Here is a 23,835-nt window from a genome sequence, read left to right as displayed (position 1 = left end):
ATCTCCGTCGCCCGCCGCCCCCGCTGGGGCCGTCCGGTGCGGCTCGCGCTGGCCGCGGTGGTGGCCGCCGGGACCCTCGGCGGGGTCGCCATGGCCGCCGGCGGAGTGCTGCCCACGCCGTTCGACGTGGAGAAGCCGGGCCCCGCCGTCACCGCCACCGCGGACAACTCCGCCCGCCCGCACGCCTCGGCCACCCCGCAGGCGTCCGGCGGCCTCCAGGTCCCCGGGGGCGGCGCGGATCCGGGACCGGGCGACGACTCCGAGCACACCGGTGCGACGGACGGCCATACGGGTACGAGCGCTCGCCCCGGCACCTCCGCCTCCCCGGGCGGCGGCCGCTGGAACGGAGCGCTCACCGCCTGCCGCGACCTGCGCTCCGGCACCGGACTGAACGCCGACCGCCGACGCGCCCTGGAGAACCTCGCGGGCGGCTCCGCCCGGCTCGCCCAGTACTGCAAGCTGGTGCTGGCCGCGGGCGACCACTTCGTCGGCAACCCCGCCCAGGGCAAGGGCCGCGAGGGCCGTGACTACGGCAGCCAGGGCTCGGACCAGGGCCAGGGCAGGGGCAGGGGCTCCGGCCAGGGCGGCAACGGCCAGGCCGGCGGCGACGGCAAGGGCGACGACGAAAGCCACCCCGGCAAGGGCCACGGCAAGGGAAAGGGCCCCGGAAAGGGCCACGGCACCGGCAGCGGCGACACCTTCGGCAAGGTGCGCATCCGGCGTCGCGGCCCCGCCGCACCGGCACCCGCACCGACGCACGCCCCCAGGCACACCCCGTCGCACACCCCGTCGCACCCCCCGCGCGGCCACGGCAGGTCGGTGCCCGCCCCCGCCCGCTGATCAATTCTGATCGCCCACACCCCTCTGACCTGGCACTTTCAGACGTCGCAAAAGTTTTTCCGCGCAGGGTGTGACACTTTTGAATCCCTCGACGCAGTACTGAGTGAGCCGACTGGTCATCGGCCGTAGCACTGAGCCGGGGTTCCCCCCGTACCCACGGCTCGTGCACCTGGCGCGGGCGGGACATGTTCCCCCGGTCCCGCCCGCGCCCCATAACTCAGCCGCCCGGCCCCCGGCCCCTCCGGCCGCCGCCGGAGTCATCGGCCTCGCCGGTACACGACGACCTTGTCGCCCACCCGCACCTCGGCGAACACCTGGGCGATCGCCCCCTCGTCCCGTACGTTCACGCACCCGTGCGAACCCCCGGCGTAGCCGCGCGCGGCGAAGTCGTACGAGTAGTGCACCGCCTCACCGCCGCTGAAGAACATCGCGTACGGCATCGGCGAGTCGTACAGGGTCGACACATGGTGGCGGGACTTCCAGTACACGTGGAAGGCGCCCTCGCGGGTCGGGCTGCGCAGGGTGCCGAAGCGCACGGCCATCTCGGAGAGAGTCCGCCCGTCGACCATCCAGCGCAGCGTCCGGCTGGTCTCGCTGATGCACAGCGCCCGCCCGGTCAGACAGCGCGGATCGGGCGCGGCGGCGGGCTGGCCGCCCATCAGATACAGCTCCCACCTGCCCGGCGGCCGGGTCATCGCCACCAGCCGCCGCCAGGTCACGGCGTCCGTGACACCGGTGACCGGCAGCCCGCGCTTGCCCTGGAAGCCCCGTACGGCCCGCTCGGTGAGATCGTCGTACGAACCCGTGGGCCCGTCGAACAGCCAGTCCAGCTGCCGCAGCCGCGCCTGGAGTTCCCGTACGCCCGATCCGGTGTCGCCCGGCCGCAACGGCACCCCCGTGTTCCCCACGGTCACCGGGCCCCCGCCCAGCGGGCGGCCGTCCGCGCCCAGCGGCTGCACGGTGCAGCCGCAGAGCGCGACGAGGGCGGCGAGAACGCCGAGCGCGGCGCGGGTCCTGCCCCTGGTCCTCATCCCTGGATGCTTCCCCACGTGACCCCCGTCGAACGACGAGGCATGGTGAGGAGGTACGGAACGTCCTGCGGAGGCACCCATGGCGCGTGAGTCGGAGTCGGGCCTGCCGATCGAGCCGGTCTACGGGCCAAACGCGCTGACCGGCTGGGACCCGGCCGCCCGGCTCGGGGAACCGGGGTCGTACCCCTTCACCCGCGGGGTCTACCCGAGCATGTACACCGGCCGCCCCTGGACGATGCGCCAGTACGCCGGTTTCGGCACGGCGGCGGAGTCCAACGCCCGCTACCGGGAGCTGATCGCCCACGGCACGACCGGTCTGTCCGTCGCCTTCGACCTGCCCACCCAGATGGGCCACGACTCCGACGCGCCCCTCGCGCACGGCGAGGTCGGCAAGGTCGGCGTGGCCATCGACTCGATCGAGGACATGCGGGTGCTGTTCGACGGCATCCCGCTGGACCAGGTCTCCACGTCCATGACGATCAACGCACCGGCCGCCCTCCTCCTGCTCCTGTACCAACTGGTGGCGGAGGAACAGGGCGTCCCGGCCGGCCGGCTGACCGGCACGATCCAGAACGACGTGCTCAAGGAGTACATCGCCCGCGGCACGTACATCTTCCCGCCGAAGCCCTCGCTGCGGCTGACGGCGGACATCTTCCGGTACTGCACCGCCGAGATCCCCCGGTGGAACACGATCTCGATCTCCGGCTACCACATGGCCGAGGCGGGCGCCTCGCCCGTGCAGGAGATCGCCTTCACCCTCGCCGACGGCATCGAGTACGTGCGCACGGCGGTCGCGGCCGGGATGGACGTGGACGACTTCGCGCCGCGCCTGTCCTTCTTCTTCGTGGCCCGTACGACGTTCCTGGAGGAGGTCGCCAAGTTCCGTGCCGCGCGCCGGATCTGGGCGCGGGTGATGCGGGAGGAGTTCGGCGCGAAGAACCCCAAGTCGCTGATGCTGCGCTTCCACACCCAGACCGCCGGGGTCCAGCTCACCGCGCAGCAGCCGCAGGTGAACCTGGTCCGGGTCGCCGTCCAGGCCCTCGGCGCGGTCCTCGGCGGCACCCAGTCCCTGCACACCAACTCCTTCGACGAGGCGATCGCGCTGCCCACCGCCACCTCCGCGCGGCTCGCCCTGCGCACCCAGCAGGTGCTGGCGTACGAGACGGACGTGACCGCGACCGTGGACCCCTTCGCCGGGTCCTACGCGGTGGAGCGGATGACCGACGACGTCGAGGCGGCGGCCGTCGAGCTGATGGACCGGGTCGAGGGGCTGGGCGGCGCGGAGGCGGCGATCGAACAGGGCTTCCAGAAGGCCGAGATCGAGCGCAACGCCTACCGCATCGCCCAGGAGACCGACTCCGGGGAGCGGGTGGTCGTCGGCGTCAACCGCTTCCGGCTGGACGAGGAGGAGCCGTACCAGCCGCTGCGCGTGGACCCGGCCATCGAGGCCCGCCAGTGCGAGCGCCTCGCCGCGCTGCGCGCCGGACGCGACCAGGGCGCGGTCGACGCGGCCCTGACCGCGCTGAGGAAGGCCGCCGGGGGCGAGGACAACGTCCTGTACCCCATGAAGGAGGCGCTGCGGGCGCGGGCCACGGTGGGCGAGGTGTGCGGGGCGTTGCGGGAGGTGTGGGGGAGGTATGTGCCGGCCGACGCCTTCTGAGCGGGCGTCCCCCGGGTCGGCCGGGTCCCCCATCGGGTCGGCCGGGTCCCCCGCCGGGTCGGCCGGGTCCCCCGCCGGGTCGGCCGGGTCCCCCATCGGGTCGGCCGGGTCCTCCGCCGGGTCGGCCGGGTGCCCGTCGGGCGGCTGTCCATCCGGGCTTTCCGCCCCGGCCCGGACCCGTTGTCGTACCCCCGTGCGACACTCCTTTCCATGTTCGGTGTCATCCATCTCCCCACGTATCTCGCGGGTGTGGCCCTGATCGTGCTGCTCCCCGGGCCCAACTCGCTCTACGTCCTGTCCGTCGCCGCCCGTCGAGGGGTGCGCGCCGGGTACACCGCGGCCGCCGGGGTGTTCTGCGGGGACACCGTGCTCATGACCCTGTCGGCTGCCGGGGTCGCCTCGCTGCTCCAGGCCAACGCGCTGCTGTTCGGGATCGTGCGGTACGCCGGTGCCGGCTATCTGACCTGGCTGGCGATCGGCATGATGCGTTCCGCCCGGCAGCTGTGGCGGACCCGGCGGGAGCAGGCGGCCGCGGAGACGGCCGCGGAGGTGGCCGGCGCGGCCGAGGAGCGCCCCTACCGGCGTGCCCTCGTCGTCAGCCTCTTCAACCCGAAGGCGATCCTGTTTTTCGTCGCCTTCTTCGTGCAGTTCGTGGACTCGAGCTATGCCTACCCGGCCCTGTCCTTCATGGTCCTCGGTGCCTTCGCCCAGATAGCCAGCGCGCTCTACCTGAGCGCCCTGATATTCGGCGGCACCCGCCTCGCCACGGCCTTCCGGCGCCGCAAGCGCCTGTCCGCGACGGCCACTTCGGCGGCCGGTGCGCTCTTCCTCGGGTTCGCGGTGAAGCTGTCGCTGGCCTCGTAGTCCGGCCTCCGGGGCGCGGCGGGGGCGGCGGGGTTCAGCGGACGCCGACGCCGTCGAGGTAGGCCGCCAGGTCCGCCGTCGCCGTCGCGCCCGCCCAGCCGACGTAGCCGTCGGGGCGGATCAGGAAGACGCCGGGGCCGTAGGACTCGGGGGCGGACGGCAGGGTCCGTACGCCCGCGCGCGGGGGAGCGGTCGCGCCCAGCAGGGTCCAGTGCGGGCCCCGGAAGAGGTCGAAGAGGCGTCCGCCGGACACCTCGGCGTCACCGGGCACCTCGGCGTCGGGCGCGCGGTCGCCCGCGCGCACCGGTCCCGGGTCGGTCCGGGTCTCGGTGCTGAGCGACGACTCCCGGTAGCCGACGCCGAGTTGGACGGTGGCCCGGCCCCGCTGGACCTCGCCGCGGTGCACGCCGGTGGACAGCTCCAGCATGGCAGCGGCGTTCGCCCGCCGCTCCTCCTCGTACGTCTCCAGCAGGGACTCGGGGGCGCCCCTCAGGACCGCTTCCAGCTTCCAGCCGAGGTTGTAGGCGTCCTGGACGCTGGTGTTCAGGCCCTGTCCGCCGGCCGGTGAGTGCACATGCGCGGCGTCGCCCGCGAGGAACACCCGGCCCACCCGGAACCGGTCCGCGAGCGCCGCCCGGGGCCGGAACTCCGAGGCCCAGCGCACCTCGGTCACGTCCTCGGCGGCGAGATGGGTGTACCGGGCGACCAGCTCGCGCACGCCGTCCGGGCTCACGTCCGGCGCCGCGCCCTCCGGCAGCCGCGCGGCCAGCTGGAACTCCTCGGTGCCGGCCAGCGGGCACAGGCCGAGGGCGCTGCCGTCCGGCGCCGGGAAGGCGTGCCAGTACACCCGGTCGAGGCCGCGCAGCCGCAGGTCCGCGACCACGAACGGCGACGGGTCGACGGTCTCGCCGGTCATGCCGACGCCGAGGGCCCGCCGGATCGCCGAGCGTCCGCCGTCGGCGCCCACCACGTAGCGCGCGCGGACCGTCGTACCGTCGGCGAAGGCCACGTCCACGCCGTCCGCGTCCTGGGTCAGGCCCGTGACCTCGCGGCCGAAGGCGACCTTGCCGCCCAGCTCGGTGAGCCGGGCGTACAGGATCTCCTGGGTGCGCCACTGCGGGATCATCCGGGGCGCGGAGTACGGCGTGCCCGCGTCCGGCTCGAACCGCTCGAACATCGACTCCTCGCCGACCCGTTCGCCGTCCCGCCACATCATCCGGTCCGGGTAGGGGCCGCTCGACGCGAGGACCGCGTCGATGACACCCAGGTCGTCGAAGACCTCCTGGGTGCGGGGCTGGATCCCCTTGCCGCGCGAGCCCGGGAACAGGGCGTCGGCGCGCTCCACGAGCTGGGCGGCGACCCCGCGCCGTGCGAGGTCGATGCCGAGGGCGAGTCCGGTGGGACCCGCGCCCACGATCAGGACGTCCGTCGTATCCATGCTCCCTCTCTCCTTAACGCTGTTAAGTGCCATCGGACACGAGGGTGCCCTTAACGTTGTTAAGCTGTCAAGTGTGAGTACGGAACGACGATCGCCACTGGACCGTGCCCGGGTCGCCGACACGGCGCTGCGGCTGCTGAACGAGGTCGGCCTCGACGGGCTGACCCTGCGTGCCATCGCGAAGGAGCTGGACGTCAAGGCGCCCGCCCTGTACTGGCACTTCAAGGACAAGCAGGCGCTGCTGGACGAGATGGCGACGCAGATGTTCCGGCGGATGGTGGCCGGCACCCCGCTCGACCCCGCCGACACCTGGCCCGAACGCCTGCTGAAGATCAATCGCGGCCTGCGCGCCGCGCTGCTCGGCTACCGCGACGGCGCCAGGGTCTTCAGCGGCTCACTCTTCACCGGCACCGATCACGCCCCCGCCCTGGAGGAGAACCTCCGCCTGCTGACGGACGCCGGGCTGACCCTCGCCCAGGCCGTCGACGCGGGCCGCACGGTCCACGCCTACACCATCGGCTTCGTCACCGAGGAGCAGGGCATGCGCCTGCTCCCGGGTGAGGAGAAGGTCCGCACCGACATCGCCGACCGCGCCCGTCTCCTGTCCGACCACCCCCTCGCGGCAGCCGCCGGTGAACACCTCTTCCACGACTACGACCGCCAGTTCGAGGAAGGACTGGCGGTCGTGATCGCGGGGATCGGGGCGCGGTACGGGGTCGCGCCCTAGGCGCCGGAGAGGTTCCGCGTCTTCAGCGCCCGCCTGAGCCGCGGGCCGAACGGTTTCTCCACGAAGCGGTGGATGAGCCAGGCCAGGGTCAGCATGGTCAGGACGGTCGCCCCGAGGGTCGCCGCCGAGGGCAGGCCGAGGAAGCGGTGCAGGACGCGGATCACGAACCAGCCCAGGTGTTCGTGGACCAGGTAGAAGGGGTAGGTGAGCGCCCCGGCCGTGGTCAGCCAGCGCCAGGAGGCCCAGCGGGTCCAGCCCAGGGCGACCGCGGCGACGACGGCGAAGGAGAGGGTGACGATCAGGACGACCACGTAGGGGTCGCGGTGCAGATCGGAGTGGCCGGTGCGGTGCCACAGGCCCCGCGTGGCCTCGCTCTGGCCGAGCAGCAGGGCCACCGCGACGATGCCCCACAGCAGCAGGTCGCTGCCGAAGCGGTGGATCAGATAGAGCGCGAGACCGCCGATGAAGAACGGCGCGTACTCGGGCATGAGGACCTGGTCGGTCAGCGCGTTGCCGGTCGTGCGGCAGAGCACCAGCGCCAGGACCCACACGGAGCAGAAGAGCACCACCCGGCGGTAGGTCACCCCCCGCACCACGACGAACAGCGCGAACAGCGCGTAGAAGCGGACCTCGGCCCACAGCGTCCAGCACACCCCGAGCACCCGGGTCGCGCCCATCGGCTGCTGGAGCATCGTCAGATTGACCAGGAACTCGTCCAGCCGGACCGGCGCGATGACGGCGGGCAGCACGAGGGACGCCGCGGTGACCAGGACCAGCGCCACCCAGTAGGCGGGGTAGAGCCGGGACACCCGGGAGCGGAAGAAGTCCCCGAGGGTGCGGCCCCAGCTGCTCATGCAGATCACGAAGCCGCTGATCACGAAGAACAGCTGCACGCCGAAACAGCCGTAGACGGCCGCCCGGGACAGGGTCGGGAAGACGATGGACGGGCTCTGGTGCCAGGACTCGGAGATCGTGCCGCCGCGCCCGGTGTAGTGGTAGAGGCAGACCATCAGCGCGGCCACCAGCCGCAGCCCGTCGAGGGCGAGAAGACGGCTGCGGCGGTCGGCGGGCGCGGGCGCGGCGGTCCCCTCCGGGGTGGGTATCGGGACATCGTCGAGGGCGGCGGAAGGCGTCGTGGTCATGGCGCTCAGCCCCGTACCGTCCTGCGCAGGCTGCGCGCCTTCTTCGCCACCCTGCGCACGGTCGCGTTGCGCGGGATGAACGCCAGCTGCGCGGGGATCCCGCCGGGCAGCGCCAGCGACGTCAGGCGTCGGCGCTTGAAGTAACGGGACGTCCGCGGGCCGAAGTTCGCCGTGAGCCAGGCCTCGGCCTCCGTGCGCAGCCCGGGCAGGATCTTCGGCTGCATCGCGAAGCCCACCGCCCGCACCAGCGCGCCCAGCCGCTCCACGTCCATGCCCGGCCGCCGCTCGGTGACCGCGGTCCCGTCCGCCAGATCGGGCAGCAGCGCGTCCACCACGGTGACCGGGATCCGGTTGCTGTTCTCGTACGGCGCGAGCCGTTCCAGCAGCAGCTCCGTGCCGACCCGGGCGACCGGCAGGCCGTAGAGCGCGGAGGCCGTCAGCAGGGCCGTGGAGAAGCAGCCCACGACCAGCGCCGGACGCATCCGCTGGTAGAGCACCTCGGCGAGCACCGGCGTGTCCACGACGGTCAGCTCCACGCCGAGCCGCTCCGCCTCCTGCTCCAGCGAGCGGGTGTAGCGGGCCGGGGCGGTGGGGTGCGGCTTGAACACGGCCTTGGTGTGGCCCAGTTCGGCCGCGCCCTTCAGCATCCGCACATGCAGGTGCTCCTCCTGCTCGGCGGTGAGGATGTCCAGCGCCGACAGGTACTGCCCGAGCAGCAGCGCGGGCTCCTCGATGTCCGGCAACTCCTCGGCGACCGGGGCGAGTTCCGCGAGCACCTTGGTGAAGGCGGAGGTCGGCACCAGCTCGCCGGGCACCCCGAACTCGGTCAGCAGCAGCGGCGCGAGGCCGGGCACCAGGTCCAGGTGGAGCACCCGGTCGACGCGGGTGCCGACCAGCGGGTCGATCTTGTTGCGCGTCGGGCCGTACGACATCAGGCCGTCGGCGTAGACCGTGACCGGCGCGCCGTTGAAGATCTGCCCGAGCGCGAGCGCCGGGTTGACCTGGATCGACTCCACGACCAACTCGACGTCCTCGGTGCCCAGTCGCCACTCGTGCCGCAGGAAGCGTTCCCACAGCGGCATGTCGCCCACCCGGGGGGCCCAGCCGCCCGGGTGGAAGGGGAAGATCGTCTCGTTGTACGAGATCACCTCGTCGAACCGGTCGCGCAGCCGCTCGAACCCGGGCATCTCGTCCGGACCCGGCGTCGTCTCGGGCGTCGCCGCGTTGTTGCAGACCAGCAGGATCCGCCGGTCGGCGGAGTCGAAGCAGCCGGAGTCCAGGGCGGCGGCCAGGGTGGCGATGCCGTACAGCGTCGACGCCTGGAAGATCTGGGTGGTCACGCGGCGGCCCCCGCGGCGGCGGGGCGGCGGCGCAGCCGGCGCAGCTTGGTGGCGCGCTGGAGGTCCATGGAGTCCAGCGCGTCGTCCAGCACGTCCTGCGGCATGCGGCGCAGCGCGGCGGCACTCAGGGATTTCAGTTTCTTCGCCACCGCTGGCTCGAACCTTTCGATGGATCCCAGATGATGGGAAATGATGGCGCAATATGTACGGACCGCCTTCGGCAGCAGCGCGTCCGCGTCCCGGTCCTTCGCGGTTTCCGCGATCACCTGATCGAATGCCCGAATGAAATCGAGCTGACGCACATCGCCGATCTGGGTGAGCGAGGAGGCGACCCCGCGCCGGTAGAACACGCCGAGCAGGCTCACCGCGGCGAAGGATTCCGCCTCCCGGTGCAGCTTCCAGATCCACGGCCGGTCCTCGGCCGTGCGCAGCCCGTCGGTGAAGTGCAGCAGGCCCTGGTCGACCAGCCTGCGGTGGTAGGCGCCCGCCCAGGCGAACGCGTAGTCCACCGAGGTGGAGCGGTCCGCGGGCAGGATCGCCTCCCGGGGGCTGAGCACCTGGCCGCGCCGGCCGACCGGCACCCGCTGCACCTGACGGGCCCGCGCGGTGCACTGCACATGGTCGGTGCGGATGAAGTCGACACCCAACTCCTCTATGGCGCCGACCAGTTGGGAGAAGTAACCCGGGGCGAGCCAGTCGTCGCCGTCCAGGAACGTCAGGTACTCGCCGCGCGCCCGGTCGATACCGGTGTTGCGCGCGGTCGCCAGACCTCCGTTCTGCTCGTGCCGGACGAGGACCGCTCCGGGCAGCTCGCGCTCCGCGCGCGCGAGAATCTCGGGTGTCCCGTCGCGGGAACAGTCGTCGACGAGAATGAATTCGAAGTCGTCACGCGCGTTCGCCTTCAGGCTCCTGAGCGTGTCGGGTGCGTATTGCTGCACGTTGTAGAACGGCACGATGACGGAGAGCTTGACCACGTCAGGGACGTTAGGGGGGATGCCCGTCATTCGTCTTGACGCCTTGCTTGATACTGGGTGAATGGCACGTGGCGAAGCTGTGAACCGGGCCTTTTTTGGTGCCCGCCACGAGCCGATTCGTCATTCGGCGATGTGCTGTTAACCGTTTGTTGCATTCGGGTTGGGCGGAACGGCGGAATCGCTTCCTAGCGTCTTGGACGTGCCAGCAAGTGCAACGAAGTCCCTGCGGGTCGCCGTCCTCGCGGACTCCGACACCCGGTGGAAGTGGGGCGCGCTCACCGCGCAGCGACTCACTCCGACGGCTGCCGAGGTCCGGCTCGACGGCTACCTCCTGCGCGGACGAGCCACCCCGACCGCCCGCCAGCTCCAGGAGGTCGGCGTCCGCGCCGACTCCCTCAGCGAGGTCACCGGCGTCGAGTTCCTGCACGCGATGAGCCAAGAGCCGTACGACATCCTGGTGTTGGCGCTCGTCGGCGGCGGAGTGCAGGCCATGCTGCACGGCCTGCGCGACGCGTGGGGCACCGGCCCCCGGCCCGTCGTCGTCACCGGCTACGTCGGTGTCGTCTACGAGAAGCTCGCCGACGGCCTGCTGCTGCGGCACGGCGCCGACCTGGTCCTCGCCAACTCCCGCCACGACGCGGACCGGTTCCGCGCCGTGTACGAGGGGGTGGGCGCGGACGCCTCCTCGGTCACCGAGGTCGCGCTGCCCTTCCTCGGCGGGGCGCCCTACTCCGGTGAACACGAGCCCTACACCGTGGTGTTCGCGGCCCAGCCGTCCGTCCCGGACAACCGCCGCGACCGCACCTACCTCCTCGACCGCCTCATCCGGCACGCCCGCACGCACCCCGAGCGGGAGGTGCTCCTCAAGCTGCGCTCCAAGCCCGGCGAACACACCACTCACATCGAGGAGTTGCCCTACCAGAAGCTGGTCCAGGGCAAGGACGTGCCCGGCAACTTCCGTCTGGTGTACGGCCACATGGGCGAGGTCCTCGACCGCACCGACCTGCTGGTCACGGTCAGCTCCACGGCCGCCCTTGAGGCCCTGCACCGCCGGGTCCCCACGGTCGTGCTGACCGACCTCGGGGTGCGCGAGGCGCTCGGCAACCACCACTTCACCGGCTCCGGCTGCCTCGCCTCCTGGGACCAGCTCGACGCCGGACACCGGCCCGCCCCCGACGAGAAGTGGGTGGCCCGGCAGGGGGTGGCGGCCGACGGCTCGTACGAGACCGCCTTCGACGCGGCCCGCGAGCGCATCGCCACGCTGCTCGACCGCGCCGGCGCCCTGCCGCCCCTGACCCCCTACTACACCCCCGAGACCGCGCCCGGCTATCTGCCCGGCATCCTCGCCCGCCACCACCTCGGCCCCGACGGCGCCCCGCTGCCCGGGGCGCCCACCGCCGACAGGGCGCCCGGACCCGTGCGCCAGATCGTGCGCCGGGCCGCGCGCGGCGCCTACCGGCACGGCGTCCAGCGGGTCGCCCCGGTGATCCGGCGGATGGGGGAGCTGTGACCTCTCAAGGAGATCGGATGTCCCACCCGGAAGCGAGCCAGGGCGCGACGGTGCGCCGGGTGCTCGCGGTGATCCCCGCCCGCGGCGGCTCCAAGGGCGTGCCCGCCAAGAACCTCGCCCCGGTCGGCGGCGTCCCGCTGGTGGCCCGCGCGGTGCGCGAGTGCCGCGCCACCCGCCTGGTGACCGATGTCGTGGTCTCCACCGACGACCAGGCCATCGCCGCCGCCGCCCGCGAGGCCGGCGCCGAGGTGGTGCTGCGCCCGGCCGCCATCGCCGGGGACACCGCCACCTCCGAGGCCGCCGTGCTGCACGCCATGGACGCCCACGAGGCCCTGCACGGCGCGGCCGTCGATGTCGTCCTGCTCGTGCAGTGCACCAGCCCCTTCATCGTCCGCGAGGACATCGACGGCGTGGCCGGCGCGGTCGCCGAGGACGGCGCGGACACCGCGGTGACGGTGGCCCCCTTCCACGGCTTCGTCTGGCGGGAGAGCGACGGTGACGGTGCGGGCGAGGGCGAGGGCGAGGGCGGCGTCGGGGTGAACCACGACAAGTCGTACCGCCCCCGCCGCCAGGACCGCCCCCAGGACTTCCTGGAGACCGGCGCCGCGTACGCCATGGACGCGGCCGGCTTCCGCAAGCACCTGCACCGCTTCTTCGGCCGCACCGAACTCGTGCGCACCGACCCCGCGCGGGTCCTGGAGATCGACGACCCGCACGACCTCGCCCGGGCCCGTGCCCTCGCCCCCCTCTTCGACGCGGACCGGCCCGGTTCGCTCCCCACGGCCGACGACATCGACGCGGTCGTACTCGACTTCGACGGCACCCAGACCGACGACCGGGTGCTGATCGACTCCGAAGGACGGGAACTCGTCTCCGTGCACCGCGGGGACGGACTCGGCATCGCCGCGCTGCGCAGGAGCGGCCTGAAGATGCTGATCCTGTCCACGGAACAGAACCCTGTGGTCGCCGCCCGCGCGCGGAAGCTGAAGCTCCCCGTGCTGCACGGCATCGACCGCAAGGACCTCGCCCTCAAGCAGTGGTGCGAGGAGCAGGGCATCGCGCCGGAGCGCGTGCTCTACGTCGGCAACGACGTCAACGACCTCCCGTGCTTCGCCCTCGTGGGCTGGCCCGTGGCGGTCGCGAGCGCTCACGACGTCGTACGCGGCGCCGCACGCGCGGTCACCAGCCTGCCCGGCGGTGACGGCGCGATCCGAGAGATCGCCAGCTGGATCCTCGGCCCCTCTCTCGATTCCCTCCCCAAGTAAGGAACCCCCCTGATGAGCACCAACTCCCGTCTGCGTACGTTCGGTTCGCGCGAGGTCGGCCCCGGTCGTCCCGTCTACATCTGCGGCGAGATCGGCATCAACCACAACGGTGAGCTGGAGAACGCCTTCAAGCTGATCGACGTCGCCGCCGAGGCCGGCTGCGACGCCGTCAAGTTCCAGAAGCGCACCCCCGAGATCTGCACCCCGCGCGACCAGTGGGACATCGAGCGCGACACCCCCTGGGGCCGGATGACCTACATCGACTACCGCCACCGCGTGGAGTTCGGTGAGGACGAGTACCGCCAGATCGACGCGTACTGCAAGGAGAAGGGCATCGACTGGTTCGCCTCCCCGTGGGACACCGAGGCCGTCGCCTTCCTGGAGAAGTTCGACGTGCCCGCCCACAAGGTGGCGAGCGCCTCCCTGACCGACGACGAGCTGCTGCGCGCCCTGCGCGCCACCGGCCGCTCCGTCATCCTCTCCACCGGCATGTCCACCCCGAAGCAGATCCGCCACGCGGTCGAGGTCCTCGGCTCGGACAACATCCTGATGTGCCACGCCACGTCGACCTACCCGGCCAAGGCCGAGGAGCTGAACCTCCGCGTGATCAACACGCTGGAGAAGGAGTTCCCGAACGTCCCGATCGGCTACTCCGGCCACGAGACGGGCCTGCAGACCACGCTGGCCGCCGTCGCCCTCGGCGCCACCTTCGTCGAGCGCCACATCACCCTCGACCGCGCCATGTGGGGCTCCGACCAGGCCGCCTCCGTCGAGCCGGGCGGCCTCACCCGCCTGGTGCGCGACATCCGCACCATCGAGTCCTCCCTCGGTGACGGCGTCAAGAAGGTCTACGACTCCGAGCTCGGCCCGATGAAGAAGCTGCGCCGCGTCGCCGGTGCCGTCGCCGAGGCGGAGATCGCGGCCGCCGCCGGCGAGCCGGTCACGGTGTGAATCCAGGTCACTTACGACGGGACGGTCGCACCCCGATGAGCCCCCGCACCGGCCGCACCGGCCACCCCACCCGCACGCTCGCCTTCGTGGAGAGCCCGGTCCAGCTGCTCAACGTGCTGGAGTGGGCGCATCTGCACGGCCTGCGCGAGACGGATCCCGATCCGGGACCGGGCGGGAGCGTCCGGCCGGTGGGCGGGGCGGCGGGGGGTGCGACCGCCCTGTCCGCCTCCGGCCTGTCCGGTTCGGGGCTCGCGGGCTCGGGTTCGTCCGACCCGGGCCTGTCCGATTCCGGCCTGTCCGGCTCGGGACTCGCGGGCTCGGGTCTGTCCGGCTCGGGTCTGTCTGACTCCGGCCTGCCCGACTCTGGCCTGTCCGGTTCGGGGCTCGCGGGCTCGGGTCTGTCCGACCCGGGCCTGTCCGATTCCGGCCTGCCCGACTCCGGCCTGTCCGGCTCGGGGCTCACGGGCTCGGGTTCGTCCGACCCGGGCCTGCTCGCCTCCGGCCTGTCCGGTTCGGGTCTCTCGGGCTCGGGTCTGTCCGACTCCGGGCTGTCCGACTCCGGTCTGCCGGACTCGGGTCCGTCGGGCTCGGGACTGTCGGGCTCCGGCCTGTCCGACTCCGGCCTGTCCGACTCCGGCCTGTCCGACTCCGGTCTGCCGGACTCGGGTCTCTCGGGCTCGGGTCCGTCCGGCTCGGGACTGTCGGGCTCCGGCCCTTCCGGCTCCGGCCCGTCGGGCGGTGATGCCGACCCGGCGGCGGCGTCACCGTCCGCGGCGGCATCGGGCGCGCCCCCCGTACCGGACTTCGGCCCGCTCCCCTCCGGCCCGCTCTCCTCCGTTCCCGCGCAGGTGCGGCGGACGGTGGCCGGCGCCACGGCCGCACCGGCCGGCGCGGAGCTGACGGTCGTCGTACTCGCCCCGACCGACCCCATGACCCGGGGGCAGCTGCGCCGCATGGCCGACCTGGCCCGGGACGAGGGCTACCGGGTGCGCTGGGAGGAGGCCCGCGGCGGCCCGACCGCGCCCTTCGCCACCATCGGCGGCCTCAGCGGCATGCTCCGCCGCGCCGACCGCGTGGTCATGGGCGACCCCTTCTCCCGCTACGTCCAGCTGCTGCTGACCATCACCCGGGCGCGCGACCTGGTGGTGGTGGACGACGGCACCGCGACGATGGAGTTCGTCGCCCAACTCGCCCGCGGCGAACGCCTGGTGCGCTGGCACCGCAAGGGCGGCCGCCCCGGCCCCCGCGATCTGCTCTTCGCGCCGGTGTCCTCCTCGGCCCGCCGTCGGCTGACGCCCAGCGCGCGCCGCCGGGTGGAGGTCTTCTCCTCGATGCCGGTGCGCGAGATTCCCGACGGCGTCACGGTCACGGCCAACGACTTCTCCTGGACCCGGTCCCGCTTCGGGCCGCCGCGCATCACCAAGGGCGCCGACATGGTGGGCACGTCCCTGGTGGAGACGGGTGTGGTCGACGGCGACTCCTACCTGGAGGCCGTCCGCACCCTGGCCAAGGCCCACGGCACCACCCGCTACTTCGCCCACCGCCGCGAGAGCACGGAGAAACTCCACCGGCTGGCCAGGGAGACCGGCCTGGAGATCGTCCGCCCGGACCTCCCCCTGGAACTGATCGCCCGCCGCGGCCCCATCGGCCGTACGATCCTCAGCTTCCCCTCCACCGTCGTCCACACCCTCCCCCTGGCCCTGGCAGGCACCGGCGTCCGCGTCGCGGTCTGCGACATCGACCCGACCTGGCTGACGGAGAACGCCTCCCCCCGCGCCCAGGGCTTCCTGTCGGGCGTGACGGGAACGGCCCCCGACGTGCACCGCCTGACCTCGGTGAGCCTGGCGTAGCCCCTGCCGCTTCTACGACGGTTCCTCGTCCGTCTCCTCCGTCTCCTCCTCCGCCTCCTCCGTCTCGTCCCCCTCCTCCGCCTCCGCCGCCGCCATGATCGCCGTCTCGTAGCTGTCGAGGACCTGCTCCACGGTTCGGTCCGTGTGCTGTGCCAGGTCGGCGACGGTCGAGACCGCCCAGTTGGCCAGGGACAGGGCGAAGGCCATCAGCTCGTCGTCGCCGCGGCCCTCCTTGACCGCCATCAGATAGGTCAGGTTCAGATAGGGCACGAGGTCGGGTTGTCCGGTGTGGGCCGAGTTGGTGCGCAGCATGCCGATCGTGGTCCGTGTGGCCTCGGCGCGCAGCGGCAACAGACGGTCCCGCTCCGCGTGCACTTCCATGAGCCACTGCCGGCGTTCGTCCTTGTCATCCACGCCGTACCTCTACCCACCCCCTCACCGCCCTACGGCCGCCCGGCCAGGATGAACGTCTTCGCCCTGGTCGGCGGTGCGCCAGCAGTAGTCGAGGGCCGGGCTCGCCGGGGTGCCGGGGCGCAGGGTGCGGTGGAATCCGGCGAAGACGCGGGGAAGGCGGGCGTCCGGCACAGGGATCGTGGAGTAGAGGGCCGGGATGCCGCCGAGGGACGCGGAAGGGATGTCAAGGGACGTCATCGAGCCCGTGTGGAAGCGCAGTTGAGGGTGGGTCTCGCGGGCCAGTGCCACCATCTCGGGGGAGAGGCCGACGCCGAACGCCGGTACCCCCAGTTCGTGCAGCAGCGCGGTGACGCCGCCGGGCCCGCTCCCCAGGCCGGCCACCGGCGCCCCGCCCCGAGGAAGTCCTCGCTCGTCTCGGTCACGGGTCGTGACCCTCGTGGCTATGGGCCGAGTGGAGGTCCGGTTCGTGGACATGGCGAGCGTGAGTCGGCCAAGGCGTGGTATGCGTGGAAGGAGAAAAAAGTGGTTTTACCCATCACAGTCCACAGTCATGCGTCCAGCGGTCAGATTTTCTTCCCCTAACGGGCTGAACTTTTGTTGATCCAGGGGCAGTTGGCCACCCGGGCGTCCTACCCTTCAGAGGGTGAAGCAATTGATGTCCCTAGAGTCCGAGTCCGGCCTCGCGGGGGATGCGCTCCCCGGCGTGCTGAGCGAGTCCCTGCACGCCGAACTCGTCGCCTTCCGCCGCGACTTGCACATGCACCCCGAGCTGGGCAACCAGGAGTTCCGTACCACCGCCGCGATCAAGGAGCGGCTGGAGAAGGCCGGGCTGCGCCCCCGCGTCCTCGCCACCGGAACCGGGCTCGTGTGCGACATCGGTGTGAAAGAGGGCGAGCGCCCCGACGTGCCCGTGCTGGCGCTGCGGGCCGATATCGACGCGCTGCCCATCCCGGACATGAAGGCCGACTGCCCGTACCGCTCCACCGTGCCCGACCGCGCGCACGCCTGCGGCCACGACATGCACACCACCATCGTGCTCGGCACCGGCCTCGTCCTCGCCGACCTGCACGAGAAGGGGCTGCTCACCCGCCCCGTACGGCTGATCTTCCAGCCCGCCGAGGAGGTACTGCCCGGCGGTGCCCTCGGCGCCATCGAGGACGGCGTGCTGAGCGGTGTCGGGCGGATCCTCGCCGTGCACTGCGACCCCCGCGTCGACGCCGGCCGCGTCGGGCTGCGGCACGGGCCCATCACCAGCGCCTGCGACCGCCTGGAGGTCCTGCTGGACGGCCCCGGCGGCCACACCGCCCGCCCCCACCTGACCACCGACCTCGTCACCGCCGCCGCCCGCGTCGCCGTCGACGTCCCCGCGCTGATCGCCCGCCGCGTCGACACCCGCGTCGGCCTCGCCCTCACCTGGGGCCGTATCGAGTCGGGCCACGCCCCGAACGTCGTACCGCAGCACGCCGAGCTGGCCGGCACCGTGCGCTGCCTGGACCTGGAGGCCTGGCGGCAGGCGCCCGACATCGTGCACGCGGCCATCGACGAGGTCGCCACCATGCACCGGGCCAAGTCGGAGATCAACTACGTCCGCGGGGTGCCGCCCGTCGTCAACGACAAGGGCTCCGCCGACCTGCTGCGCCGCGCGATGGCCGCACGCCGGGGCCGGGACTCCGTGGAGAGCACCGAGCAGAGCCTCGGCGGCGAGGACTTCTCCTGGTACCTGGAGCACGTGCCCGGCGCGATGGCCCGGCTCGGCGTCCGCCGCCCCGGCGAGCGCACGGTGCGCGACCTGCACCAGGGCGACTTCGACGCCGACGAGCACGCCATCACGGTCGGCGTGGAGATGTTCACCGCGGCCGCGTTCCTGGACGACAGCGACGACTGACCCGTGGGCGGTGGGTGCCCCGTGGAGACGGGCGTCCCCGCCGCCCCTAAGGGGTCGCCCGCTCCGGCGCAACACACTCGCAAGCCAATCGTGCACTGTGCGCGACAGCCGCGTGAGAGGACTCGGAGAACGAGTTCAGATGCTGTTTGCCTCGAATCGATAACGGCTTCGAGAGAGGGTTTTTTGCGACATCTACGCGCGTTACGATGCCGCGAAGCCGACGCCGCCGGGGTGTTCGGCTCAAGCGCCGACATGGCGCTCAGGTCAGGTGAAGGAGCCTTCCCGTGCGCCGGGTAGCCAAGCTTTCCGCTGCGTGTCTCGCCACCGCAGCCCTCGCCCTTTCCGCCACCGCGTGTGGCAAGACGTCCTCCGACGACGCCAGCTCTTCCTCCTCGGGCGGCGCCAAGGGCGGCATCAAGATCGGTCTCGCCTACGACGTCGGCGGCCGTGGTGACCGGTCCTTCAACGACTCCGCCGCGCGCGGTGCCGACAAGGCCGAGAAGCAGTTCGGCGGCTCCATCAAGGAGCTGACCGCGAAGACCTCGGACACCGAGCCCGACCGCGAGCAGCGCCTCCAGGACCTCGCGGACGCCGGTTACAACCCGATCGTCGCCGTGGGCTACGCCTACGCCCCGTCGGTGCAGAAGATCGCCGCGAAGTACCCGAAGACCAGCTTCGGCATCGTCGACTCGGTCGTGGACGGCAAGAACGTCGACAGCATCACCTTCACCGAGGAGCAGAGCTCCTACCTGGCCGGTGTCGCCGCCGCGCTGAAGACCAAGAAGAACCACATCGGCTTCATCGGCGGTGTCGACAACCCGCTGATCAAGAAGTTCCAGGCCGGTTACGTGCAGGGCGTGCACGACACCAACCCCAAGGTGAAGGTCGACGTCCAGTACCTGAGCCACGGCCAGGACACCTCCGGCTTCTCCAGCCCGGACAAGGGCCAGCAGGCCGCGCAGGGCATGCTGGACAACGGCGCGGACGTCATCTACACGGCGGCCGGCTCCTCCGGCACCGGCGCCATCGAGGCCGTGAACGGCGTCAAGGGCGCCTGGGCGATCGGCGTGGACTCCGACCAGTACAACATCCCGGGCATGGAGAAGTACAAGAGCTCCATCCTGACCTCCGCGGTCAAGAACGTCGACGTCGGCGTCTTCGACTTCATCCAGTCCGTCAAGAACGGCAAGCCGCTCGCCGGCAACAACGTGTACTCCCTCGCCAAGGGCGGTGTCTCCCTGGCCACCAGCGGTGGCTTCCTGAAGGACATCCAGCCCAAGCTGGACGCCGCGAAGCAGAAGATCGTCGACGGCAAGATCAAGGTCAAGACCACCCCTTGATCCCGCCTGAGTGCCAGGCATCAGACCTGAGCAGCAGGTAAGGGTCCGGCCCGACCGGACCCCGGCTCGGCGCGGGGAGCCGTTCTCGCTCCCCTCGCCGGGCCATAACAATGTGTCAACTCTACGCGTGTAGCTAAGAGTTGCCGCGCTAGCGTCGCCGACGCCTGCCCTCCCTCCCCTTACGCAGCCCCTTTCCCCGAGGAGAGTGCGCCATCAACGCGTCCAGCCCTCCCGCTGCCGTCGAACTGCGCGGCATCACCAAGCGTTTCCCCGGCGTCGTCGCCAACCGTGACATCGACATCACCGTCGCCAAGGGCACCGTCCATGCCCTGTGCGGTGAGAACGGCGCCGGCAAGTCCACTCTGATGAAGATCCTCTACGGCATGCAGCAGCCGGACGAGGGCACCATCACCATCGACGGCGAGCGGGCCGTCCTGAACAACCCCGGCGACGCCATCGCCCTCGGCATCGGCATGGTGCACCAGCACTTCATGCTCGCCGACAACCTCACCGTCCTGGAGAACGTCGCCCTCGGCGCGGAGAAGCTCCACGGCATCGGCGGCAAGGCCCGCGCGAAGATCAAGGAGATCTCCGACGCGTACGGCCTGAACGTGCGCCCCGACGTCCTCGTGGAGGAGCTGGGCGTCGCCGACCGCCAGCGCGTGGAGATCCTCAAGGTCCTCTACCGCGGCGCCCGCACCCTCATCCTCGACGAGCCGACCGCCGTGCTCGTGCCGCAGGAGGTCGATGCGCTCTTCGACAACCTGCGCGAGCTGAAGGCCGAGGGCCTCACGGTCATCTTCATCTCCCACAAGCTGGGCGAGGTGCTCTCCGTCGCCGACGAGATCACCGTCATCCGGCGCGGTACGACGGTCGGCACCGCCGAGCCGGCCTCCACCACGCCCCGCCAGCTCGCGGAGATGATGGTCGGCAGCGAGCTGCCCACCCCGGAGACCGAGGAGTCCACGGTCACCGACGTCCCGATGCTCACCATCGAGGGCCTGCACCTGGGCCAGACCGACCTCGACGGCATCGAGCGCGTCATCCTCGACAAGGTCTCGCTGACCATCCACAAGGGCGAGGTCCTCGGCATCGCCGGTGTGGAGGGCAACGGCCAGTCCGAGCTGGTCGAGGCCATCATGGGCATGCGCCACCCGGACGCCGGGACCATCACCCTCGACGGCGCCGACATCTCACAGCGCGCCACCCGGCGGCGCCGCGAGGCCGGCATCGGCTACATCCCCGAGGACCGGCACCGCCACGGCCTGCTGCTGGAAGCCCCGCTGTGGGAGAACCGCATCCTCGGCCATGTCACCGAGAAGCCCAACTCCCGCGGCTTCCTGCTCGACAACAAGGCCGCCCGTGCCGACACCGAGCGGATCGTGGCGTCGTACGACGTCCGCACCCCCGGTATCGACGTCACCGCGGCCTCGCTGTCCGGCGGCAACCAGCAGAAGCTGATCGTCGGCCGCGAGATGAGCCACGCCCCCAAGCTGCTCATCGCCGCCCACCCCACGCGCGGTGTGGACGTCGGCGCGCAGGCGGCCATCTGGGACCACATCCGCGAGGCCCGCCGCGAGGGCCTGGCCGTGCTGCTGATCTCCGCCGACCTGGACGAGCTGATCGGCCTGTCCGACACCCTGCGGGTGATGTACCGCGGCCGCCTGGTCGCCGACGCCGACCCCGCCACCATCACCCCCGAGGAGCTGGGCTCCGCCATGACGGGTGCGGCCACCGGCCACCTGGAGCACGCAGAGGACGACGCCCGATGAAGAAGCTGACCTCACGGATCGACAAGGAGCGGCTGCTCCTCGGCGTCGCGGCCCCGCTGCTCGCGATCGTCGCCGCGCTCGTCATCACCGCCCTGGTGATCCTCGCGACCGGCAAGAACCCCGGCCCCGCCTTCAGCGACATGATGACCTACGGCTTCGCCAGCGACAGCCAGGTCTACATCCTCAACAAGGCGACCACGTACTACCTCGCGGGCGTCTCGGTGGCCATCGGCTTCCGGATGAACCTGTTCAACATCGGTGTCGACGGCCAGTACCGGCTCGCCGCGTTCTTCGCCGCCGTCCTCGGCGGGGCGCTGACCCTGCCGGGCTGGCTCTCCATGCTGCTGATCCTGATCTGCGCCATGGCGACCGGCGCGGTGTGGGCGGCCATCGCCGGTGTCCTCAAGGTGACCCGGGGCGTCAGCGAGGTCATCTCGACGATCATGCTGAACTCGATCGCCACCGCGATCATCGGCTACCTGCTGCAGCCCGGCAAGCTCGCCCACCTCTACCAGGGCGGCACCGTCGTCGCGACCAAGCCGCTCCCGTCGGCCTCGCACTTCTTCCTGATCAACACCGGTCCGGGCGGCGACCTGGACGGCTTCATCGTCGTCGCCGCGCTCGTCGGCATCGCCTACTGGTTCGTCCTCGGCCGCACCCGCTTCGGCTACGACCTGCGCACCGTCGGCCAGTCCGAGAGCGCGGCCACCGCGAGCGGTGTGTCGGTGAAGAAAATGGTCGTCACCAGCATGATCATCTCGGGTGCGGCGGCCGGTCTGATCGGCATGCCGACCCTGCTCAACGAGAGCTACCAGTTCAGCAGCGACTTCCCGACCGGCATCGCCTTCACCGGCATCGCCATCGCGCTGCTCGGCCGCAACAACCCGATCGGTATCGCGCTCGGCGCCCTGCTGTGGGGCTTCCTGGAGCGCACCACCAACCACCTGGAGTTCCAGGGCTACGACAAGGAGATCCTCGGCGTGATCCAGGGCGTCATCGTCCTGTGCGTCGTGATCGCCTACGAGGTCGTGCGCCGCTACGGCCTCAAGCGCCAGCAGCAGAAGGTCGGCGCCGAACTCGCCGCCCAGGCCGCCGCCCCGACGAAGAAGCTGGAGGTGGCGTGATGACTGCCACGATGACCGACGCGCCGCCGCCGGCGGCGCCCAAGGCCGCGGGCGCCAAAACGCCCAGGAGTTCGAGCCGTTCCCTCGGTCAGATCCTGGTGCTGGTCGCGGGCGGCCTGCTGCTCCTGGCCGCGGTCCGGATGATCACCGGTTCGCAGGACCTGGACTCCGCGGGCCAGGTCAGCGCCGCCCTCGGGCTCGCCGTGCCGATCGGTCTGGCCGGTCTGGCCGGTCTGTGGTCGGAGCGGGCCGGCGTGGTCAACATCGGCCTCGAAGGCATGATGATCCTCGGCACCTTCGGCGCCGGCTGGGCCGGCTGGCAGTCCAGCCCCTGGCTCGGCCTGCTGTGCGGCATCGGCTTCGGTGCCCTCGGCGGTCTGGTGCACGCGGTCGCCACCATCACCTTCGGCGTCGACCACATCGTCTCCGGTGTCGCGCTCAACCTGCTCGCGCTCGGTGCCACCCAGTACCTCGCCAAGCTGAGCTTCACCGGCGACGCCGCGTCCAACGCGGGCGGCAACCCCAAGCAGTCCCCGCCCGTGGACGCCCTGCCGGACATCACGATCCCCGGTCTGTCCGACGGCCTCCAGTCGATCGAGAAGCACCACTGGTTCCTGGTCTCCGACCTCGCCGGCGTGATCGGCGGCCTGGTCACCCATCTGTCCGTGGTGACCATCCTGGCCGCGGTGCTGTTCGCGGGCAGCTGGTGGCTGCTGTGGCGCACCCCCTTCGGGCTGCGGCTGCGCTCCTGCGGCGAGAACCCGATCGCGGCGGAGTCGCTCGGCGTCAACGTCTACAGCTACAAGTACGCGGCCGTGGCCGTCTCCGGCGGTCTCGCCGGCCTCGGCGGCGCCTTCCTCGCGCTGGTCACCTCGCACACCTATCTGGAGGGCCAGACCGGCGGCCGCGGCTACATCGGCCTCGCCGCGATGATCTTCGGCAACTGGCGGCCGGGCGGCCTCGCCATGGGCGCGGGCCTGTTCGGATACTCCGACGCCCTCCAGCTGCGCAACGGCGGTACGACCGTGCACGCGCTGCTGCTCCTGCTGGTCGTCCTGCTCGTCGCCCTGGCAGCCTGGAAGGTGTACCGCAAGGCCGCGTGGCACGGCGCGATCAGCCTGGTCGTGGCGGCGGTCGTGCTGGTCTGGTACCTGTTCACCGACGAGGTGCCGAGCGACTTCGTGGGCGCCACGCCGTACGTCGTCACGCTGCTGGTGCTGTCGCTCTCCGCGCAGCGCCTGCGGATGCCGAAGGCGGACGGCATGCGGTACCGGAAGGGCCAGGGCAAGTGACGGAGAACGCGGCCGGATTCGACTGGGAGGCGCTGCGCGCCGAGGCCCGGGAGGCGATGGCACACGCCTACGCCCCCTACTCCGGCTTCCCGGTCGGCGTGGCGGCCCTGGTCGACGACGGCCGCACCGTCACCGGCTGCAATGTCGAGAACGCCTCGTACGGCCTCGGCCTGTGCGCCGAGTGCGGCCTGGTGTCGCAGCTCCAGCGCACGGGTGGCGGCCGTCTGACGCACTTCACCTGTGTGGACGGCGCGGGCTCGCTGCTCGTGCCGTGCGGGCGCTGCCGTCAGCTGCTCTATGAGTTCGGCGGACCTGACCTGCTCCTGGACACCCCCGCGGGCGTCCTGCCGCTGTCCGAGATGCTGCCCCAGGCCTTCGGCCCGGACCATCTCACCAAGTAATTCCCGTACGGCCCT

22 protein-coding genes are annotated in these 23,835 nt (G+C 71.6%); 15 read left to right on the top strand and 7 right to left on the bottom strand.

The window, feature by feature from the left end; all coding sequences use genetic code 11:
• A partial coding sequence (locus tag ACLF5H_RS24725) for a hypothetical protein (RefSeq protein ID WP_421678218.1) occupies positions 1 to 840 on the top strand: 840 nt, incomplete at its 5' end.
• A gap of 257 nt (positions 841 to 1,097) precedes the next feature.
• Here the strand turns inward: ACLF5H_RS24725 and ACLF5H_RS24720 are convergent.
• A complete protein-coding gene (locus ACLF5H_RS24720; protein WP_421678217.1) occupies positions 1,098 to 1,871 on the bottom strand; it encodes a L,D-transpeptidase family protein in 774 nt (257 codons plus the stop codon).
• Positions 1,872 to 1,950: 79 nt separating this feature from the next.
• On the opposite strand from ACLF5H_RS24720, the gene ACLF5H_RS24715 reads away from it, so the two are divergent.
• The gene (locus ACLF5H_RS24715; RefSeq protein ID WP_421678216.1) at positions 1,951 to 3,531 is read left to right on the top strand and encodes an acyl-CoA mutase large subunit family protein; all 1,581 of its coding nucleotides are present in this window, start codon (positions 1,951 to 1,953) and stop codon (positions 3,529 to 3,531) included.
• A gap of 210 nt (positions 3,532 to 3,741) precedes the next feature.
• Positions 3,742 to 4,395, top strand: a complete 654-nt coding sequence (leuE, locus tag ACLF5H_RS24710) for a leucine efflux protein LeuE (protein ID WP_421678215.1) — start codon at positions 3,742 to 3,744, stop codon at positions 4,393 to 4,395.
• Positions 4,396 to 4,429: 34 nt separating this feature from the next.
• Here leuE and ACLF5H_RS24705 read toward each other — a convergent pair whose 3' ends face one another.
• The gene (locus ACLF5H_RS24705) at positions 4,430 to 5,833 is read right to left on the bottom strand and encodes an FAD-dependent monooxygenase (RefSeq protein WP_421678214.1); all 1,404 of its coding nucleotides are present in this window, start codon (positions 5,831 to 5,833) and stop codon (positions 4,430 to 4,432) included.
• A 73-nt stretch (positions 5,834 to 5,906) separates the two neighbouring features.
• Here ACLF5H_RS24705 and ACLF5H_RS24700 point away from each other — a divergent pair, with 73 nt between their 5' ends.
• The gene (locus tag ACLF5H_RS24700) at positions 5,907 to 6,560 is read left to right on the top strand and encodes a TetR/AcrR family transcriptional regulator C-terminal domain-containing protein (RefSeq protein WP_421678213.1); all 654 of its coding nucleotides are present in this window, start codon (positions 5,907 to 5,909) and stop codon (positions 6,558 to 6,560) included.
• Here the strand turns inward: ACLF5H_RS24700 and ACLF5H_RS24695 are convergent.
• From ACLF5H_RS24695 to ACLF5H_RS24685, 3 genes are read right to left on the bottom strand one after another with little or no spacing between them, the layout of a single operon-like run.
• Entirely contained in the window at positions 6,557 to 7,702 is a 1,146-nt protein-coding gene (locus tag ACLF5H_RS24695) for an acyltransferase family protein (RefSeq protein WP_421678212.1), read from the bottom strand. The genes ACLF5H_RS24700 and ACLF5H_RS24695 overlap by 4 nt on opposite strands.
• Before the next feature lie 5 nt (positions 7,703 to 7,707).
• Positions 7,708 to 9,042, bottom strand: coding sequence for a polysialyltransferase family glycosyltransferase (locus tag ACLF5H_RS24690; protein WP_421678211.1), 1,335 nt, complete (start codon positions 9,040 to 9,042; stop codon positions 7,708 to 7,710).
• The gene (locus ACLF5H_RS24685; protein ID WP_421678210.1) at positions 9,039 to 10,016 is read right to left on the bottom strand and encodes a glycosyltransferase family 2 protein; all 978 of its coding nucleotides are present in this window, start codon (positions 10,014 to 10,016) and stop codon (positions 9,039 to 9,041) included. The genes ACLF5H_RS24690 and ACLF5H_RS24685 overlap by 4 nt, the downstream gene beginning before the upstream one ends.
• Before the next feature lie 199 nt (positions 10,017 to 10,215).
• Between ACLF5H_RS24685 and ACLF5H_RS24680 the strand changes: the two genes are divergently transcribed.
• From ACLF5H_RS24680 to ACLF5H_RS24660, 5 genes are all read left to right on the top strand, one after another.
• On the top strand, positions 10,216 to 11,526 hold the full coding sequence (locus tag ACLF5H_RS24680) for a DUF6716 putative glycosyltransferase (RefSeq protein ID WP_421678209.1): 1,311 nt from the start codon (positions 10,216 to 10,218) through the stop codon (positions 11,524 to 11,526).
• Positions 11,527 to 11,543: 17 nt separating this feature from the next.
• Positions 11,544 to 12,791: a cytidylyltransferase domain-containing protein gene (locus tag ACLF5H_RS24675; RefSeq protein ID WP_421678208.1), complete on the top strand. Its 1,248-nt coding sequence runs from the start codon at positions 11,544 to 11,546 to the stop codon at positions 12,789 to 12,791.
• A gap of 12 nt (positions 12,792 to 12,803) precedes the next feature.
• Complete coding sequence (locus ACLF5H_RS24670) at positions 12,804 to 13,742, top strand: N-acetylneuraminate synthase family protein (protein WP_421678207.1); 939 nt, start codon at positions 12,804 to 12,806, stop codon at positions 13,740 to 13,742.
• 207 nt (positions 13,743 to 13,949) lie between these two features.
• Entirely contained in the window at positions 13,950 to 14,642 is a 693-nt protein-coding gene (locus tag ACLF5H_RS24665; RefSeq protein WP_421678223.1) for a Cys-every-fifth RiPP peptide CefA, read from the top strand.
• Positions 14,591 to 15,592 (top strand): hypothetical protein, encoded by a 1,002-nt coding sequence (locus ACLF5H_RS24660; protein WP_421678222.1) that lies wholly within the window; start codon positions 14,591 to 14,593, stop codon positions 15,590 to 15,592. The genes ACLF5H_RS24665 and ACLF5H_RS24660 overlap by 52 nt, the downstream gene beginning before the upstream one ends.
• A gap of 12 nt (positions 15,593 to 15,604) precedes the next feature.
• Here the strand turns inward: ACLF5H_RS24660 and ACLF5H_RS24655 are convergent, their stop codons facing one another.
• Together ACLF5H_RS24655 and ACLF5H_RS24650 are read right to left on the bottom strand one after the other, a co-directional pair.
• Positions 15,605 to 16,006, bottom strand: coding sequence for a hypothetical protein (locus ACLF5H_RS24655; protein ID WP_421678206.1), 402 nt, complete (start codon positions 16,004 to 16,006; stop codon positions 15,605 to 15,607).
• 21 nt (positions 16,007 to 16,027) lie between these two features.
• The gene (locus ACLF5H_RS24650; protein WP_421678205.1) at positions 16,028 to 16,387 is read right to left on the bottom strand and encodes a methyltransferase domain-containing protein; all 360 of its coding nucleotides are present in this window, start codon (positions 16,385 to 16,387) and stop codon (positions 16,028 to 16,030) included.
• A 274-nt stretch (positions 16,388 to 16,661) separates the two neighbouring features.
• On the opposite strand from ACLF5H_RS24650, the gene ACLF5H_RS24645 reads away from it, so the two are divergent.
• The 6 genes from ACLF5H_RS24645 to ACLF5H_RS24620 all read left to right on the top strand — a co-directional run bounded on the left by ACLF5H_RS24645 (position 16,662) and on the right by ACLF5H_RS24620 (position 23,820).
• Positions 16,662 to 17,891 (top strand): amidohydrolase, encoded by a 1,230-nt coding sequence (locus ACLF5H_RS24645; RefSeq protein ID WP_421678204.1) that lies wholly within the window; start codon positions 16,662 to 16,664, stop codon positions 17,889 to 17,891.
• Between the two features lie 284 nt (positions 17,892 to 18,175).
• Positions 18,176 to 19,231 (top strand): BMP family lipoprotein, encoded by a 1,056-nt coding sequence (locus ACLF5H_RS24640; RefSeq protein ID WP_421678203.1) that lies wholly within the window; start codon positions 18,176 to 18,178, stop codon positions 19,229 to 19,231.
• Positions 19,232 to 19,443: 212 nt separating this feature from the next.
• Positions 19,444 to 21,003, top strand: a complete 1,560-nt coding sequence (locus ACLF5H_RS24635) for an ABC transporter ATP-binding protein (RefSeq protein ID WP_421678221.1) — start codon at positions 19,444 to 19,446, stop codon at positions 21,001 to 21,003.
• Complete coding sequence (locus ACLF5H_RS24630) at positions 21,000 to 22,127, top strand: ABC transporter permease (protein WP_421678202.1); 1,128 nt, start codon at positions 21,000 to 21,002, stop codon at positions 22,125 to 22,127. Before ACLF5H_RS24635 ends, ACLF5H_RS24630 begins: the two co-directional genes overlap by 4 nt.
• Positions 22,127 to 23,419 (top strand): ABC transporter permease, encoded by a 1,293-nt coding sequence (locus ACLF5H_RS24625; protein WP_421678201.1) that lies wholly within the window; start codon positions 22,127 to 22,129, stop codon positions 23,417 to 23,419. Before ACLF5H_RS24630 ends, ACLF5H_RS24625 begins: the two co-directional genes overlap by 1 nt.
• Entirely contained in the window at positions 23,416 to 23,820 is a 405-nt protein-coding gene (locus tag ACLF5H_RS24620; protein WP_421678200.1) for a cytidine deaminase, read from the top strand. The genes ACLF5H_RS24625 and ACLF5H_RS24620 overlap by 4 nt, the downstream gene beginning before the upstream one ends.
• The last annotated feature ends 15 nt before the right edge of the window (positions 23,821 to 23,835 follow it).

Source organism: Streptomyces sp. LaBMicrA B280 (assembly GCF_049222185.1).
Taxonomy (GTDB): domain Bacteria; phylum Actinomycetota; class Actinomycetes; order Streptomycetales; family Streptomycetaceae; genus Streptomyces; species Streptomyces murinus.
The sequence above is the reverse complement of the archived record's forward strand: the minus strand, read 5'-3'. Positions and strand labels throughout refer to the sequence as shown.